At 40.9% G+C, this 17,618-nt stretch carries 11 protein-coding genes; 7 read left to right on the top strand and 4 right to left on the bottom strand.

Annotated features, from left to right (window positions below):
* Positions 1–31: 31 nt before the first annotated feature.
* Complete coding sequence (locus tag MA_RS09055; RefSeq protein WP_226990807.1) at positions 32–1,234, bottom strand: ABC transporter permease; 1,203 nt, start codon at positions 1,232–1,234, stop codon at positions 32–34.
* A 414-nt stretch (positions 1,235–1,648) separates the two neighbouring features.
* On the opposite strand from MA_RS09055, the gene MA_RS09050 reads away from it, so the two are divergent.
* The 6 genes from MA_RS09050 (at position 1,649) to MA_RS09025 (ending at position 13,763) form a co-directional block, all read left to right on the top strand.
* Positions 1,649–2,824, top strand: a complete 1,176-nt coding sequence (locus tag MA_RS09050) for a DUF2117 family protein (RefSeq protein WP_011021747.1) — start codon at positions 1,649–1,651, stop codon at positions 2,822–2,824.
* Positions 2,825–3,264: 440 nt separating this feature from the next.
* Complete coding sequence (locus MA_RS09045) at positions 3,265–4,449, top strand: PGF-pre-PGF domain-containing protein (protein WP_011021746.1); 1,185 nt, start codon at positions 3,265–3,267, stop codon at positions 4,447–4,449.
* 2,612 nt (positions 4,450–7,061) lie between these two features.
* Entirely contained in the window at positions 7,062–7,535 is a 474-nt protein-coding gene (locus MA_RS09040) for an rRNA maturation protein (protein WP_011021745.1), read from the top strand.
* Between the two features lie 131 nt (positions 7,536–7,666).
* A complete protein-coding gene (locus MA_RS09035) occupies positions 7,667–7,912 on the top strand; it encodes a KEOPS complex subunit Pcc1 (RefSeq protein ID WP_011021744.1) in 246 nt (81 codons plus the stop codon).
* Between the two features lie 365 nt (positions 7,913–8,277).
* Positions 8,278–10,470: a CHASE4 domain-containing protein gene (locus tag MA_RS09030; RefSeq protein ID WP_048065198.1), complete on the top strand. Its 2,193-nt coding sequence runs from the start codon at positions 8,278–8,280 to the stop codon at positions 10,468–10,470.
* A 380-nt stretch (positions 10,471–10,850) separates the two neighbouring features.
* Positions 10,851–13,763, top strand: coding sequence for a NosD domain-containing protein (locus MA_RS09025; RefSeq protein WP_011021742.1), 2,913 nt, complete (start codon positions 10,851–10,853; stop codon positions 13,761–13,763).
* Positions 13,764–14,141: 378 nt separating this feature from the next.
* On the opposite strand, the gene MA_RS28080 is transcribed toward MA_RS09025, so the two are convergent.
* Both MA_RS28080 and MA_RS09015 read right to left on the bottom strand, forming a co-directional pair.
* Positions 14,142–14,315 carry a hypothetical protein gene (locus tag MA_RS28080; RefSeq protein ID WP_162829679.1) on the bottom strand — a complete coding sequence of 58 codons (174 nt, stop codon included), beginning with the start codon at positions 14,313–14,315 and terminating at the stop codon, positions 14,142–14,144.
* Positions 14,316–14,641: 326 nt separating this feature from the next.
* Entirely contained in the window at positions 14,642–15,037 is a 396-nt protein-coding gene (locus tag MA_RS09015; protein WP_048066255.1) for a Mov34/MPN/PAD-1 family protein, read from the bottom strand.
* Positions 15,038–15,596: 559 nt separating this feature from the next.
* On the opposite strand from MA_RS09015, the gene MA_RS09010 reads away from it, so the two are divergent.
* The gene (locus MA_RS09010) at positions 15,597–16,769 is read left to right on the top strand and encodes an NAD(P)-dependent malic enzyme (protein WP_011021739.1); all 1,173 of its coding nucleotides are present in this window, start codon (positions 15,597–15,599) and stop codon (positions 16,767–16,769) included.
* Positions 16,770–17,152: 383 nt separating this feature from the next.
* On the opposite strand, the gene MA_RS09005 is transcribed toward MA_RS09010, so the two are convergent.
* Positions 17,153–17,401 (bottom strand): hypothetical protein, encoded by a 249-nt coding sequence (locus tag MA_RS09005; RefSeq protein WP_011021738.1) that lies wholly within the window; start codon positions 17,399–17,401, stop codon positions 17,153–17,155.
* Positions 17,402–17,618: the final 217 nt, after the last annotated feature.

Below are 17,618 nucleotides of genomic sequence, written 5' to 3'. Positions count from 1 at the left end.
AATTGCTCCTGAAAAATTGCCTGTTCTTTTTTCAAAGCTGCCTTAAAGCTCTTACAGGATCCAGTTTTGAGGCTCTCCAGGCAGGGTAGAGCCCCGAGATTACGGATACGAGTAAGGAGATCAGGATCCCGGCCGCAAGAATCTTGAAGTTCAGGGCAGTCAGGTGTTCAATACTTCCTATTTCAAGCCTCGACATCAGGAGAGCTCTTCCTGCCCTATCTATGAGGGTTGCGAAAAGAACCCCAAAAAAGTCCCCTAAAAATCCTCCCAGGGTTCCTATAAAGAGACATTCGGCTAAAAACATCCGCAGGATATCCGACTCCGAAGCTCCGAGAGCTTTTGAAATCCCTATTTCCCGGGTTCGTTCGTAGACTGAGATCACCATTGTATTGATAACCATCAACCCGCCTACGAGCAGGGAAATGCTTGAGAAAAAGGCAAGGACAAGAGTAACCCCGTTCATGATCCTGTTGACCGAGTCGATTTCGTCCTGGGCACTTGAGGTGGAAAGTCCCAGTTTTTCTACCTGCTCCCTTGTTTCGTGGACCAGGGAAGAACTTTCCACCTTTATCAGAATTCCGTCATAATGCTCCTTTTCACTGAGTTCTTTTGCAGATTCAAGCTTCATGAAAGCTCCTGAATCGATTTCGTTTCCGGAGGGTTTCAGATGGCCCACGGGAGTAAAAGTTACTTTCTTATCAAGAGGTCTGCCGTCTTCTCCGTAAAGGCGCAGACTTGCTGTAATCGGGGTCCCAATTTTTGCCCCGTCTATTTTTTCCAGTTTTTCCCATAGGTCACTTCCAAGAACGATCCGGTTCTCTTCGCTGTCCTCTCCGCTGTCAAACCAGGTCCCACCGGCCAGCTCGAGCTCGTTTGCAGACCTGTAAACTTCCTGGACCCCGAACAATTCAAAATAAGTCCCCGAAGGGCTGACGTAAGCGTCCTTTACGTAAGGGCAGACAAGCTCTGCGTGTTCCTTAATCTCCTCTACTTTCGAGTTGCTTATAAGGACAAGACCGTCGCCTCTGATCCCCGGAGAAACTTCAATCAGAGTCAGGTCCCGGGACTTCTGGATTTCTTCGACTGCATTGATACGAAGACCTTCCCCGAAAGAAACGACAGCTACTACCGTTGCAACTCCTATAGCAATTCCGAGGAGAATAAGCAAGGTTCTTAGTTTTTTAAGGCGCAACTGCCGTATTGCCATTGCGAACTCTTCAATCAAACCATTCACCAATCCCTTTATATTCCTGCCCTGGGAGCAGGTGCCAGATCACATATGAAGTTAGTATTAAATTACATAAGCGTAAAATATATAGGTAAAAAATATTGATATATTCATTATTTCATGATACAATATTTAAATTAATTAACATAAATTATGAATATATAACTTTTTTGATTTTTGATCGAAATTTCTTCTTAAACGACTCTGTGCCGGATGGCGTATACATGTCTCTCAGACAATCCCCGATGAAATTATAAGACTTCTTCAAACTCTATGTACCCACTGGATCTTCTACTATCTGCCGGGAATGTTAATTGTGCAGAAGTAAATGCCCCTACTAATTTCGAAATGAGTATCGAATTATTAACACAAAATTAATTCGATTAGTATAATTAGTTTGACTATGTATGTTTTAAATGTATGCAAATTGGAATTGTGATTCATAACCTCCAGCTTATGGATTCTCCCCAGACGGTAAAAGACATTCTTGCCCTTCTTTCCAGGGAAAATTGCATAAATGCCTGCCTCTGCGGTACTATGGGGAAAGTTGCGGCGATTGATGCCGGTCTTGAAGATCTGATCGAAATAGAACAGTTTCTGAAACCCAGTGCCTGCATTGAGACTCTTTTCGGATCAAACGACCTTGTGTGCCTTCTGAACCACGGCCGCGAACTTCAAACAGGCCGGACTTTCGGAAGGATTGTGGTTTCGAATATAAAAAATCCTGATGAGAAACCCCTGATCCAGATTGAAAGGCCAGGATGCTTTGATGGGGAACTTATACCCTGGAACAGGGCTGCGGGTCCCCATGCAAAAAAACTCTCCAATCTTCTTAACCTTAAAATTTCCAGGCCCCCTCTGCCAGTCAACAATATAGAGATAAGTAACCAGGGAAAACGGGTTGTGAGAAGAATCTCAACTTTCCCGGGGGCAAACATAATGGTCGAAGGAATTGTGGTTGGAAAAGCTACTTCCTCGGAGGTCGCCCTTGTAGCTGAAAATGGATTTCTTACTTCAATGGAAGGAGGAATCATAAAGGAACAGGGAATTGAAATCCTTCATAAGCATGGAGAAAGAGTGCCCTTAGACCTTGTAAGAGCATGGGTAAAAACCTCAGCTTCCCGAAAAAGTTCGGATGTCTGCAAAAACCCGCTCGAAAATAAAACCAGAGGGCTGGAGAAAAATCTTCCTCTGAAAAAAGGTTTTTTACAGGAACAAACCCCGGAGAGCGGTGTGAAGGTTATCCTTATAGACCACTGCGCAGAGCGTGCATTTGAGCTAATTGAAGGAGCAGGGCTTGCCATTACTATTGGAGATGACACAACGGAGCTTGCAGGAAATATCCTATACAGATTTGGAATCCCTGTTCTGGGGATTACGGACGGGGACTGTGACGAACTTGCAACTGCAGTGAACTATGCCCCGGGGTCTCTGGTCCTGCATCTAAAGCCCGAAATGGACGACGAACTCGGGAGAAGGCTTCAACATGAACTCTTTTCAGGAGAATACACCGGATTTTTTACAAATCTTGAGGATCTGAAGCGGAAGGTCATAACTCTTGCAGAAAATTCTCTGGAATCCACCTCAGAATACTGAATTTTTGTCTGCAGCGGGAGCAACAATCCTGCAATAAATACGGAAAAGCTCAAAAATTCATTTTATCCTGCAGGAATCGAGATTTCTCCAGATTAATTTGATTTTGAGACGAGCAGGAACAAGATGACATTTCAGGAGGGTTTCAGTTAGGTGATAACAAATAATTAACACAAAATATGTACTAAATCAAATAATATGATGTTCTATTTTAGAATAAATAAAACAAAAACAAATATTTTTAATATAAGAATCTCAAGATATGTAATATTTGTAAATTAATTATGGACTAAACATAAATTACAAAGTAACTGAACATACATTACAATCAACGGAAGTTCAATTTAAGATATAAATCCGGCAGAAAAAAATAATTTAGAATCACAGTCCGATCGTGAAGAAGTTCGATCATAACAGGAGCCCGGAAATCTTGAGGTTTATGAATGAGAATGAAAGTTGTGTTATTTATCATTGCTTTTATGGTCTCGATGCAGGTCGTTGCTACTGCTTCTGACATAGGAATCGGGGTAAGCCCCGGTAACATGAGTTACATGCTTGCTCCGGGAAGTTCGGCAGAGCAGTCGTTATATGTGATAAACACAGGGACTGAAACTGCAACATATAACGTTTTCATCGATGACAGCACTTACAGTAGCTGGTTTACATTTTCTGTCTCTTCTTTTGAGCTGAAAGCAGGGGAAAATAAAGAAGTTAAGGTAACGCTCAATGTTCCGGCTTCGGCTAAAGAGGACGTAGACTGCAAGATAAAAGTCCCATGTACCGTACCCGGCGGAGATGTTGGAACAGGGATTATGATTCCTGTCCATATCGAGATCTCAAGCTCAGGGAGTAGTTCCTCCGGAAAGAGCTCTTCAGGTGGCAGTTCTTCCGGAGGAGGAGGAGGGGGATCTCCGGAACCTGCCAGTAACGTAGAAGCCAGAGAACTCTCACAGCAGTATGTAACAGCTGGCAGTCGTGCAAGGTTTAATTTCACAGAGGATGCCACCTGCGTAAAGTATGTGGAGTTTGATGCCAAAAAAACCCTCGGAAAGATCACAACCATCATTGAGATGTTGAAAGAGCGGTCCACTCTTACTTCAGACACACCCGATGGTGAGGTCTACAAATACCTGAATATCTGGGTTGGAAACGAAGGTGTTGCAACACCGGAAAATATCGAAAATGCCGTTATCGGTTTCAGAGTGGACAAAACGTGGGTCATGGAAAACGGTATCGATGTAAATTCAATTGTCCTGGCACACTTTGACGGCGAGGAATGGAAGCCTTTGCTTACGAAGAAAGTGAAGGAGGATGTAGAAAATCTTTATCTGGAAGCCGAAACTACGGGTTTCTCTCACTTTGCCGTGACAGGTGAAAAAGCGAACGAAACTGAAAAGAATATGAGTGCCGCTCCAGTTACAAGAGCAAGGGAAAAATTGAAAGAATCTGCTGAAAACCTGGAGTCAACCGCAACCAAGAGTCTTGAGGAAGGAGGGTCCGGTTTTCTGGCAGAAATTGAAGGCTATGAAGAAAAACTTCGAGATCTTTACCTGGCTTTGATCCACTCCTTGCAGGAGAAAAGCTGGTATCCGGGAGCTGCTCATAATGACACGGGCACAGAAAACTAACTTCTGACAAACTCAGGGTTAGCCTGCACCGAAGAAATCAACTTGCGTGCGGCCACCCAACCCTAAGAGGCTGGCCGACAATTATTGATAGTAATAAAAAGTGCTAAAAAGGAAGCAAATAAGCCCTTAAATCAAAAAAGGAATTCTTTTATTATCGAGGTAATTGTCGGACAGCCTGTAAAGATCGGAGTATTCGTGACCCTCTGCGCTCCCCTTGTAATAAAGAGGTGAATAGAATACAGTAGTCATAGGGTAAGAATTTGTTTCCTTCCTTCAATGAAAAAAGAACTCACAAAGCCAAACACGAAAAATTCGTCGAAACAGTGACAAAATTTAAAAATGACCCTGACACAGGAAATTCAATAATATCAATTACAGGATATGATTCCCCTTTTTAGGTTAAATCCCTGAACATGAAAATTCACACATACCAGCCTCTCGTTAGCGGCTGATAAGAAGATAGGAATAAATGGGGATAACAAAGAGCAACTAAAACTGAGAGCAATTGAGTGTAACTAACCTCCGGTCAAACCGAATAACCTTAAAAACTCAGAACCACCACAGTTTTCAGGCGATAGCCAGAAAATACTTCAGAAAAGATTGTGGGAAATACTTGATATTGGGCAAAAGGACAATTTATCTGGCTTCGCCCTACACCGTCAGTTCCCTACCTGCTTAAAACTTCTTCTGCAGGCAGGAAACCTTCGGTATTAAACTGCTCATTATCTCAGAAGACGTTTCTATCTTTTAGAAACGCTTCTGAAAATATATGTATTAATGCATAGTATTTAATATTTTCTATTCAGTTAGTCCAATGAAGTATTATTTTTATTGATATTTTTAATATCAGATAAGAGAAAATAGTTGTTATTTAATATCCTTACTGTAATCAGCCAGAGAAGAAACAATTAATTGTATTATCCCTTATTTAATGTGTCTTCTCTTTCTCGTATATGAAAATGAATTGATTTTATTTGACAACATCCATTGATACTTTTTTTCAATTTAAGACGGGGCAGACCGGATAGAAAAAAGAAGTTACCAGAACCGAGATCTCTCAATCCATTTCAGGAAGAATTATCGTTTCCTATTTGGATATTCGAAAGCTAGCCAGTGAATAAGTAATTAGTAAGATTTTAATTAAAATTAATTACAATTAATCGGAAATAATATAAATTAAATCACAATTAGTTATTATAATAGAAACTAATTTCATATATCATAACAAAATATTAAATATTATTAACACATTCGTACTCTTAGAGTCTATCTAAAAAGTCATATTGTTTGCTGTAACTTTTACAACAGCTGATGTGCAACCGGAGCGACCATTCGGATATTATAGACCTGTTGTAACTTTGCAACATGCCATTATTGACTTTGCAGATAGACTCTTTACAACCGGGGAAAAAATTTGTGATAAAATAGATTATATATTCATACAGGTTTGATTTTCAGAATATGGGGTCATTACTTTTCTATTTTAAAGTAAAAATTCTCATTTTTATACTGGATGGGTATAAAAACGATATTGTGTTGATAGGTCGTAAAAAAGCCAGCGGACTAATATCGCAAAAAACACAATCAGAGTCTTTATTAGAGAAGCCGGGCCTGTGGGGAGACAACCGGTTATCGATCAGCCGAAGAGGCTAATCGGACCTGAGTTCCTAAAATTAAAACGTGTAAGCTTAACTCCGCAAATCTGCCAGCTCAGATGCTTGTGATCTCAAAATTAAAACCTGTAGCTTATGCGCTTTAATTTCAACGCATAATCCAATTTTAGGAGAAGGTTATGTGATTTAAAAATCAGAGCTTGGGTTAAGTCATATAAAAAAATCAAAGGTATTGTTAATTAAATATAGATAACTCTTTATTTCTGTGTTTCATCAATAGAAAAACATTAATGAGTTATCTGTTACCAGAAAATTACAATTTAAGTATTCACATTATTTGTATTATGGAACTGGTAAGCCCTAAATGCTCCCATAATAGGTACGACTATATTGAGGGATTACGATGGCATTGAGGGTAGAGGATTCGGTAAAAAACGACTGTCAACCCGTAATGGATTGGACAGGAGTTCAAACTTTGCCTCAGTCTGATACCGAAAGGATTTGAAAACACTCGGGCCGTGTGAAGGGAAACTTTCAAGTACGGTTCCTGGAGGAAAAAGGAGGAGTAATCCTTCCGATTTAACTGACAAAATATCGATTTTCATCAAGTTTTATTCAAAGTCTAAATGCTTTAATCCGCTCAAAAAAGCTATCATGAGAAATGTTGATAATCTATAAAATATTGCGGAACGTGGGATGAACATCGAGTTCCTCCATTACAAAAAATATTTTCTGGTAGTTTCTGAAATAATGTTCAAAGTAGTCATATATTTTTACCAGGAAGTTTCAAACCTTCGGCAAAAAGATAATTTTCAAAATTCAGAATAGACTTATTATTCCAGAATATCCTGCAGTCCGTATTCTCTCTTTTATCCGCGGAAGCTTACGTTAACTTGATAATCATGTATTCCCATATACTCACCTCCACTGTAAGCAGAAATAAAAATGATTTACAGGTGGAGCGAAAGTGAAAAATACTAAAATCTCGTCAGGGGAAGTATGTTAATTACTACTTCTCGCAAACCTTCTGCAAAGACCCGGACACTTTGCAAACTTCTATCACGCTTCATTACCGGTAGATGCATTACCCGCGGCAAGATGGGTATGCAGGAACTTATAGGGTTTGCAGAGGGCGGACCTCTCATAGTCGTGGGAGAATACCACGGGAATCCCGGAGAACTCGGCTTTTACGACGATGCAGGGAAACTTCTCTTTTCCCTCAGGTTTTCGGACTGGTATTCTGAGGACATCGGTTCTTACTGGTTTCCGGATCTTGAACCGGTGCTTGCAGGCCAGGGAGAGATTGCTGACGCATTTGAGTCTTTTTTCCATTTTAAGAGGGTCGAAAGTGAAGAAGTCGATCAGCTCCCTCCCCTTTCCACAGTACTGGTAGCAGGGGAAAAAGAGATTGATTTCACGGGCAGCGGGAAGTCTCTTTTTAAGCTAAACGTCAAAGGTTTTAAAAAGTACTGACCAAATACCCTTTTTCAATCCTTTTTTCTGAAGATGCTGGAATTTCATTTTGTTCTGAATGTTCGGAAATTTCAGGCAATTCAGGAATTTCCAGCCGATTTTGAGGACTGAATTCTAAAAGGAGGAATTTTTTGAAACTTTCCGCAGAGTTTACATTTGAAACCGAAACTGCCGAGAAGATCTATCAGGCTGTCCTTCCGGAACTTAACGAGAACTTTTCTGAAAGATCAAAAATAGGGCTGACCCTTAAAGGCGCTGATCGCCTTGTACTTACGGTTAAAGCCGAAGATGCGGTTTCCCTGCGTTCTGCCCTGAATACCTGGTTCAGGCTTATCCAGATCGCTCAGGAAGTCCTTGAAGTCACAGCTAAAGCCTGAACGGGGCGCGCAGGAAGTAAGAACTGCGCCTCCAGGGCATATTCCCGGACTTTCCGGGTCACGTGCACGGATCTATCTGTTACTGCTTTTAATGCCCTGTTCTCAAAATAAGTGTGTAAAGCAGAGGCAAAAACCCATGATTTCAGGATCCTGGGGATTTTACCACCAATATAATCAAATTTTTATTAATAATACTTAAATTCATTCTAATTTTTTATATATAATTGCAGCGTGGATTTGAAGAAAAAAGTGTTACATAATAATGAATTTTCTTATAATGTGAAACTAGGCTTATATACTTATTCCACCTTTTTAATATTAATTTCTTCTTGCTTTTCAGCTTTTCATTATTCAGAGTCTATGGGGTGTTTGGGATCGATATTAGTAAAAAGATTTTTATAATAACAATTTTAATTTTTGCAGTTCTTACTGCAACATTTGCATTTACCTATAATATACAGCTTTCTAATTTTTTGGGGCTTGAAAAGGCAGATACATTGAAGAATGTTGAAAGGGTGCAGAACGCTGTTTATACCGAACAAAGTTATATTAATAACATGGCTCAGGATTGGGCCTGCTGGGATGATACTTACCGTTTTATCGAAGATGGGAATCAGGAGTATATAAACGTAAACCTTCAGAACCAGACCCTTGACGGACTCAAAGTAAATGTTATGCTTTTCGTAAATGAAACCGGAAAGCTCGTCTACTCAAAATCCATAGACATTAACACAGGAGAGGAAACGCCAGTTCCGGTAGATCTTCTTGAACTGGTCGAGAGCGGAGTGCTTTCAACAAAATCAGAAGATGACGTTATCCGCGGTTATGTTTTGCTCAATAGATCCCCAATGTTTGTTTCCTGCCACCCTATTCTTACAACAAGATATGAAGGGCCCATGAAGGGCACATTAATTTTCGGGAGGTACTTCGACATAGACCTACTCAATTATTTTAGAGAATCTACCTACTCTTCGATTTTGATGTACAGGGTCGATGAAAAGATGCCACCCGATTTTCAGGGAAAATTTCAAAATTCTTCCGATTTGTCGGACAGAGTTATTGTCGAACCCCTTAGCGAAGAGAAAATTGCAGGATATTTTGAGTTATCGGACGTTTCAGGTCAACCTGCCATTATTATGCGAACTGATTTTCCAAGGGACCTTTACATGAATAGCAAAAGAGCCCTGAATTCTATGTATTTTTTTCTTTTGCTAACCGGGCTTGTGACAGGAGTGGGAGTTAAATTTGCCCTTGACAATTTTTTTGTTTCAAGACTGACTGAGATTGATAATTTCGTTACAAAAGTCAGGTCGGAAAAAGATCTTTCCAGAAGATTGGACCTGAAAGACAACGATGAACTTTATCGCCTGGCAAAAGAAATTAACGGGATGTTAAATGAAATCGAACTGGCAGAGCAGGAATTAAAGGTACAGGAAAGGGAGAAGAAAGTCCTGCTTGATTCTTTAAACGAGATGGTCATTTTCGTAAATCCCCAGCTTAACATCGTCTGGGCAAACAAAGCTGCGCTTGAATACATGCACATGGACCTTGAAAAAGCAAAGGGAATCCACCTTAAAGCTATTCCGAGCATGAGCGGCCCTCTGGTTGAACACCTGCCGCTTGAAGAGATTTTTTCATCAGGTAATAAAGAGTCGGGAGAATTTACTACAGAGGACGGAAACTCCTGGTCTATCCAGGCCACCCCGGTGACTGATGATGACGGCAAGATCATAGGCGTCCTGGAAACCTTCAGAGACATTACCGGGAAGAAAGCGGTAGAAAAACTGATTCAGGAAAAACAAATCGCAGAAATTGCAAACCGTACCAAGAGCGAGTTTCTGGCAAATATTAGCCATGAACTGAGGACTCCCCTTAACTCAATCATAGGCTTTTCAGACTTGCTGTGCGAACAGATTTTCGGCGAGTTGAATGAAAAGCAGCTAAGGTACGCAGGCAATATTTCAAAGAGTGGAAAGCATCTTCTGAGCCTGATCAATGACATTCTGGATCTTTCTAAAGTAGAAGCCGGAAAAATGGAGCTTGATTATACGGAATTTGAACTTGCCGGTAAGCTCAACACAATAAAGAATCTCCTGGCCCCAATAGCAGACCGAAAAAGTATCCAGATTGAAATCGAGGTTGACAGCAGGCTTACAAACCTCTATGCAGATGAAGCCAAGTTTGCCCAGATAATGTACAACCTGGTTGATAACGCTATTAAGTTCGCCAGTGAAAACAGTCCTGTAAATGTCGGGGCAAGAATGAAAGGAGACAAGGTAGAAATAACTGTTACAGATATCGGAGCCGGTATCAAACCCGAGGACCAGCATAAACTCTTCAAGCCCTTCAGCCAGGTCGATTACTTTGCCTCAAAACAACATCAGGGAACGGGGCTTGGCCTTTATTTAGTTAAACAGATAGTGCAAATGCACAGAGGATACGTCTGGTTCAGGAGCGTCCCCGGCGAGGGGAGCACCTTTGCATTCGCAATTCCTATAAACGGTAAGAAAAGCGATGGTAACGATACTGCGCCCCATATAAAAGAACAAAACAGCTGAAAAACCGAGACTTCAGGCGAAAAGCCAGGGGAAGAGCACCTTTTTCCGTGGAATTTGTTATTCCAATTATCCTGATTATATGTCAAAAGAAGCAGCCTGACCTATAATCACCTCTTGAGTAATCTGCATCTCTTCAATAAGCAGTAACGCTTAGTTCCTTAAAATTATGCAAAAACCAAGAAATAAAAGAAAATAAAACTCAAAACCAATGGTTATTAAAGATTTATATTTAATATAACTTCTCAACCTGTTATACTTTCCTTGAATAATGGATTAATTATATAATATCCGGAAAATAAGGTAATTCCATAAATAGTCAGTTCTCAGGATTTCATGGGACTTTATCATTTCATATTTCTGGTTTAAAGGGGGAAGTAACGGTGTGGGCAAATAAATCAACTATTTTTTTAGTGTTTGCCATTTTTCTTATGGTTGCGAGTTGCAGCTCTGCATCCGCCAGAGAGATTACGGTGGGTAACAACGGTTCAGGTGCAGATTTTAAATCGATACAGGAAGCCGTAAACAATTCATTTTCAGGAGATATAATTCTTGTTTGTCCTGGTTTCTATAATGAGAGTGTGGATATAGGGATACAGAACATAAGCGTCCTTTCCAAGTCCGAAAATCCTGAGGATACTACTGTTCGGACTTTTAAACTAAGTGTAAACAATATTACCGTAAAAGGGTTTAGCATACAGGAAAATTTAGTTTTGCAAGGTTGTAAGGGCGAACTCTGGTATGCTAAAATTGAAAATTGCACTGTTAAGAATAACATTTTGGAATCGGGTATCTGGGCTGATGAGTGTTACAATTCAATTATTGAGAAAAATGTAATTTTAAACTCAGGTATCTATATATCTGGTCCTGAAGCAGATTCTAATTTTACAATTTCTGACAATCTAATTGTTAATGGAGGTATTGGGGTTCATCACGGATCATATAATTGTGTTTTGCTTAACAATACACTTCTGAATGGGAGCATAGGGGTAACTGAAGGTCCTGGATGCGAGATTCTAGGCAATTATATTTCAAATGGGATGGATAATGGTTATGGGATTCTCTTTTCTGAGTCTTCTTCCAATAAGGTCGAAAACAATACAATTGTAAATTGTACTAATGGTATTTTTCTGGTCTGGCTCTCGGGATCTAACACCATTTACAATAATACCCTGACGTCCAATGAACGGGGAATTTATGCCGGAGACTCCGGAGGCAACTCATTTCTAAATAATACTATTTCAAAAAACAATATTGGGATACTGTTAAGCGGCTCAACCATAGATCAGGCAGGATCAAATTCACTTTTAAACAACACCATTTCAAACAACAATATAGGAATATCATTAGAAGGCGACTCTTCGAGTAATCTGGTTACCGGCAACAGGATAGAGCTAAACAGGCAATATGGAGTATATATAAAACAGGTTAGCTACGAGCCTCTTCCATATAATGGAACTAATTGGTTCTACAACAATATATTCAATAATACTATCAACTTCTTTAACGACACCGGCAACTATACAGGCAACTATTATACTGCAAAGGCAACAAACATTAAAACTGGAAAAAATTCTATCGTCCTGGATACCACAAAAACCTCAGGCACTAACATTGTAGGTGGACCCTTCCTTGGTGGCAATTACTGGGCAAAACCTGACGGGACCGGTTTTTCCCAAAACTGCAACGACCGGAATAAAGATGGGATTGGGGACTCGACCTACACGGCCAGTGCGTATGATGTTGATTATCTTCCTCTCGTCTCCATATCTGGACAGGATCAGCCAGTATTTCCCGTTGCAGACTTCAGTACCAACGTAACCGGTGGTTATGTGCCTCTTTCCGTCCTGTTTACAGATTTTTCGCAAAATGCAACATTCAGGACATGGGATTTAGATAATGACGGAATCACTGACTCGACAGATAAAACAGCAGTTTATGTATACCCGGTGTCCGGTGCCTATACTGTCAATTTGACAGTAAACAATGCAAACGGTACTTTCTCGAGATTATATCCAATAGTAGCGTCCGATAGACCTCAATACACTCTCAAGGAGGCTCAAATCACCACAAATAAATCAAATCAGACGATGCCTGCTATTTACAGGGATAAGATAGTATTTTTCGATGATCGAACCGGGAGAGGGCGCTACAATATCTACGTGTACGATCTCTCCACATCCAGAGAAACTCAGATTACAACCGATAATTCACACTATAACCTCAATACGGTGCCTGCAATCTATGGGGACAGGATAGTCTGGCAGGAATATCGCAGTACCAGCAGTCCCAGTGTACTGGACAGATCCGATATCCACATGTATGATCTTTCCACTTCAAAAGAAATTCAGATTACTAACAGCGGAAAAGCTTTCTATCCTGATATTTACGGAGATAGGATAGTCTGGACAGATACCCGCAATGGAAACGGAGATATTTACATGTATGATCTTTCCGCATCAAAAGAAACCCGGATAACCACAAACGAATCGCATCAGGATAATCCTTCTATTTATGGGGACAGAATAGTGTGGCAGGACTCTCGCAATGGAAAGGGCAGTTATAATCCCACGGATATCTACATGTATAATATCTCGACTTCTACGGAAACTCGGATAACCACCAATAATTCGAATCAGTATTATCCCGCTGTCTACGGAGACAATATAGTTTGGAAGGATAATCGCAATGGGAAAGGGGAGATCTATATGTATAACCTCTCCACTACTAAGGAAACTCAAATCACTATCAACAACGGCTTTCTGGAGGATTTTGCTATTTATGGAGACAGGATGGTGTGGGTAGATGATCGTAACAGAAATGCCGATATCTACATGTACGATCTATCTACTAACGCGGAAACTCAGATCACCACAAACAAATCAGAGCAGTCAGACCCTGCGATCTATGGGGACAGGATAGTCTGGACGGATTGGCGTAATGAATATAGTGTTGATGTTTTTCCCGACATAAAAAATGCGGATATTTATATGTGTACTCTCTCTGAAGCTGATCCATCGCTAAAAACACCTGTTGCTGACTTTTTTGCGAATATAACATCAGGAAATGCACCTTTAAAAGTATTATTTACTGACAGCAGTACGGGTGCACCGATTTACTGGTTCTGGGATTTCGGAGACGGTATTAATTCAAAACATGCTCTGAATGCAACTCACACATTCACTGAACCGGGAAAGTATGATGTAAGTCTCACAGTAACGAATGAAAACGGCAGCAACACCAGACTCATTCCTGAATATATCGTAGTCTCCGAGGACGAAAGAAAGGGAAATTGAAAAACATAGATATTAACATAGATATTAGCATAAAAATACATAGGAAGTTACTGAGCATACATGACAAAGGAGACGCATTTGTTTTTCTTTGCCAGGTATCAGGATCAGCCTTCACAATATCATTCTTAGTAATTGATAGGACCTGGAAAGTTTTAATAAAATATCAAAAGTTAGTATAGAAAGAAACGCAAAGGTAAAAAGGAGATATAAAAAGGAAAGATTGAATGGAACTGAACTTATAATTCATTTGAGTCCGGCAAGCAGAAAAAAGTTTTTTGCGCTTTCCGGCATTTTTTCCATCTGGATGCTCGATCAATATACTTTTACACTTTCTACCTCATTTAACCGAGCTTTCTTCGTCCCCGATTCGCATTCATTTTAATACCTGGACGCTTCGGCTTTTTTCGATTTGGGACCTTTATTTGGCCTGAAAGCCCGCTCCGGGCACTTCTTGGAATCGGTTTTCCCGCGTACTTCAAATCCGAGGCTGAAACATTCGCCTTTTATCTCATCAATGGCCGTATAAAATCTGCAGTCTTGGCATGTAGGCATTAGGATTACTACCTCCAGATACGTGAAGGCCATCTGATTCTTGAGTTTCAGATGTGTTTCCGGGACACAATCTTTGAAGCGCAAACTGCTCTCCCTCAAATAAAGGCAAAGAGTGTATCCTATAAATAATGTGTATATGTAAATAAAATGTTTTTGGTAGCAATAAGACAGACAGCCGGCTGGTTCGGAGGAAAATATTGCCTTTTTGAGCGTGGACATGAAAAAAATAGTGAAGATTTCTCCGGAAAAACGGAATAGGGATATTAAAAAGGTATTATGCTAAATGATTTGCGAGGATTCACTATTTGTTTAAATTTTCTATTTGTTCAAATTTCCTCGTCCTCTTCGAATTCTACATCAAGGACAGGAAGGTCCCTGACATTTCCTTCCCTGTCATAGCAGGTCCAGCTCTCCCTGCCGTACGGGCGGCCCGCTATAATATGGCAGTTTCCGGTTTTTGAGAATAGGCGCAGATCAGCTTTTGAGGGCCTCCGGTTCGCTCCCGGATGGCTGTGGACAGAGCCTACGGCTTTTACATTAGGCATCATATAAAGCCTGATAACTGCGTTTGTATTACTGGATTCGGTCCCGGGCAGGATAAGCACCTCGGTGATTATTCCGTCCTGCTCCTGCAAAAGCCCGGCAAACTCTTCCGGAGCCATTGATTTGCTGGCTTCGAGGATAAAATCAAGAGTATCACGGGCAATACCTTTAATCTGCATGTAGAGTAATTCTCCTGAAATGGTATATGTCTTTCTGGAAAGCGGAATATTAAAACCGAGGAAATTATCGGGAGGAAAAAAGAACAATTCGTCATTGAGTTTTGGGACTCCTGTCGAGTTTTGGAATTACATCTGAGTTTTGGGATTACATCTGAGTTTTGGAATTAAATCTGAATTTTGGAATTAAATCTGAATTTTAGAATTAAATCTGAATTTTGAAATTCAGAACTGAAGCCGGACCTGAGTTCTTTATTCCGGATACATTTCCCCTTGAATTTGGCTCTTATTTTTACAAATCATTATATTTCTATAAATCATAATGTATCATTATATTTTGTGCAGGTAGTTTAGCCGGAGCTTTCCCACTCCAGACACATGGTTTGCTACAATACAACAGGGGGTTTTCGGAATAAAAGACATTTACCCGGTTTCAGCTTCGGAAAGAGAGCTGGAAGAAAATAGAGAGAAAAATTCCGGAGGAGAATCTCAAAAGGACTCCGGAAAGGACGCGGAAAATGAGAGTGATATACATGCTTCATTATATCAGGAATCGCTCGCCATGCACAGGAGACTTGGGGGCGTACTTGAAGTTGAAAGCAAGGTCCGCCTCCGTACAATCCACGACCTCAGTGTTGCCTATACGCCCGGGGTCGCTGAGCCATGCCGGAAAATAAAGGAGAATCCCAGTCTTGTTTACCTTTACACTATCAAGAAAAATACGGTAGCTGTTGTAACGGACGGGTCAGCAGTGCTCGGGCTTGGAAACATAGGTCCGTGTGCAGCTCTGCCGGTAATGGAAGGAAAGGCGATCATTTTCAAGGAATTTGCCGGCATAGACGCTTTTCCGATCTGTCTCAACACTCAGGACACCGAAGAAGTGATAAAAGCGGTAAAATACCTGGCTCCGGCTTTCGGGGGTATCAACCTCGAAGATATCAGTGCCCCCCGCTGTTTCGAAATCGAGAGTCGCCTGCGTGAAGAGCTTGACATTCCTGTAATCCATGACGACCAGCACGGGGCAGCCATTGTCGTATTTGCCGGGCTCCTGAACGCTCTTAAAATAGTCAAAAAGGAGCTTGGAGAGCTGAAAATACTTATTACAGGCCTTGGAGCTGCAGGGGTTGCTATTTTCAGGTTCCTGGTCCGAGCAGGCGCAGATCCTGCAAAAATCCTTACCTGCGACAGCCAGGGAATTGTATATGAAGGACGGGAAAAGGACATGAACCCCATAAAAGCGGAAATTGCCACGCTTACGAACCCCGGAAAACTGAAAGGCGGACTCAAAGAAGCCTTCCCCGGCACTGACCTCTTTATCGGAGTTTCAGTCGGAGGGATCGTAACCGAGGAGATGATCAGCTCGATGGCCAACGACGCCATTGTAATGGCAATGGCAAACCCCACTCCTGAAATCATGCCCGATGCTGCAAAAAGGGCGGGGGCAAGAATTGTTGCTACCGGCAGGTCGGACTTTCCAAACCAGCTCAATAACTGCCTGAGTTTCCCCGGAGTCTTCAAAGGGGCTCTCGGGACCTGTGCCAGGAAGATAACCCCTGAAATGGAAATGGCAGCAGCCCATGCCCTTGCAAATGTTGTGTCTGTCGGTGAGCTCTCGGAAGACTACATAATCCCGGAACCCCTTGATAAGCATGTGGTGCCTGCAGTTGCAAAAGCCGTTGCCAATGCTTCACTTGAAAGCTGTGCTGCAAGGAGAAGCCTTGAAGACGAACTTTGAAAGCTCCGAGTTTCGGCTGAAAAAACCCGGTTTTCGGACAGAATATTAAATACGTGAGAATGACAGAAGCTGTGAAACTAACAGAAGTTAAGTATAAATAGAAGTGAAGTATAAATACGACTTCACCATTATATTTTATTGGTAGTGGGGAACAGTCGTATGTAAGGATCTCTCTAAAACAAATTAAACCTCTTAAATATCCCCACTTCCAAAAGTACTCACTGAAAATTTTCTTTTCCATCCTGAGATCTATGCATTATCATGGAACCTGTTTATAGCCCTGAATGGATTTTATTTAAAATCTTTAAGCTTTCATAAGTTAAAAGTGAAAGTTGAAAATTAAAAGTCTTCTCCCAGGCGAAAAAGAAAGTATGAGTTGAGATTTATTCGGGCCTGTTCTTTTTAATCTCTTCGAGTATTTCCTTCTGCGTCTCTGCAATCTCTTTTAATGTTGCCCTGATTTCGGCAAGAATCTCCATCGTGTTTTCTTTGACAACGGTTTCCTGGATTTCCACCAGGCAAGTCTCGGTTTCCTCCATTTCTTCCATTTGCAGCTCCCGCAGAACATCTCCGAAGACGCCAAATTCGCGACTCTGCTGATCTTTCATTAGCTCTTCATCTTTGAGATACATGCTTCTAACAATGTCTCGAAATATAAATAGATTATTTTTTTAACTTTATCGAGAGCGTGCCCAAATTAATTTCACGAGAGGCTGGAAACAACTATTGAATGCAAGAAACCTCAATAATGAATTAAGTATATGCGGGACAAAGGCATATGCAGTGAAAAGGTAATTTTCAGGAAGAAAAGAAAGTGCTGTAAGAACAAAAAGTACTGTAAGAACGAAA

Source organism: Methanosarcina acetivorans C2A, from assembly GCF_000007345.1.
Classification (GTDB): Archaea; Halobacteriota; Methanosarcinia; order Methanosarcinales; family Methanosarcinaceae; genus Methanosarcina; species Methanosarcina acetivorans.
Note: the sequence above shows the minus strand (reverse complement) of the source record. Positions and strands in the feature narration are given on the sequence as shown.

Bases quoted from the DNA above. Each gene is read 5' to 3' on its own strand.
- MA_RS09050 (WP_011021747.1), top strand. From the start codon at position 1,649: ATGCAAATTGGAATTGTGATTCATAACCTCCAGCTTATGGATTCTCCC.
- MA_RS09045 (WP_011021746.1), top strand. From the start codon at position 3,265: ATGAGAATGAAAGTTGTGTTATTTATCATTGCTTTTATGGTCTCGATG.
- MA_RS09040 (WP_011021745.1), top strand. From the start codon at position 7,062: ATGTTAATTACTACTTCTCGCAAACCTTCTGCAAAGACCCGGACACTT.
- MA_RS28080 (WP_162829679.1), bottom strand. From the start codon at position 14,315: ATGCCTACATGCCAAGACTGCAGATTTTATACGGCCATTGATGAGATA.
- MA_RS09015 (WP_048066255.1), bottom strand. From the start codon at position 15,037: ATGCAGATTAAAGGTATTGCCCGTGATACTCTTGATTTTATCCTCGAA.
- MA_RS09010 (WP_011021739.1), top strand. From the start codon at position 15,597: ATGCACAGGAGACTTGGGGGCGTACTTGAAGTTGAAAGCAAGGTCCGC.
- MA_RS09005 (WP_011021738.1), bottom strand. From the start codon at position 17,401: ATGTATCTCAAAGATGAAGAGCTAATGAAAGATCAGCAGAGTCGCGAA.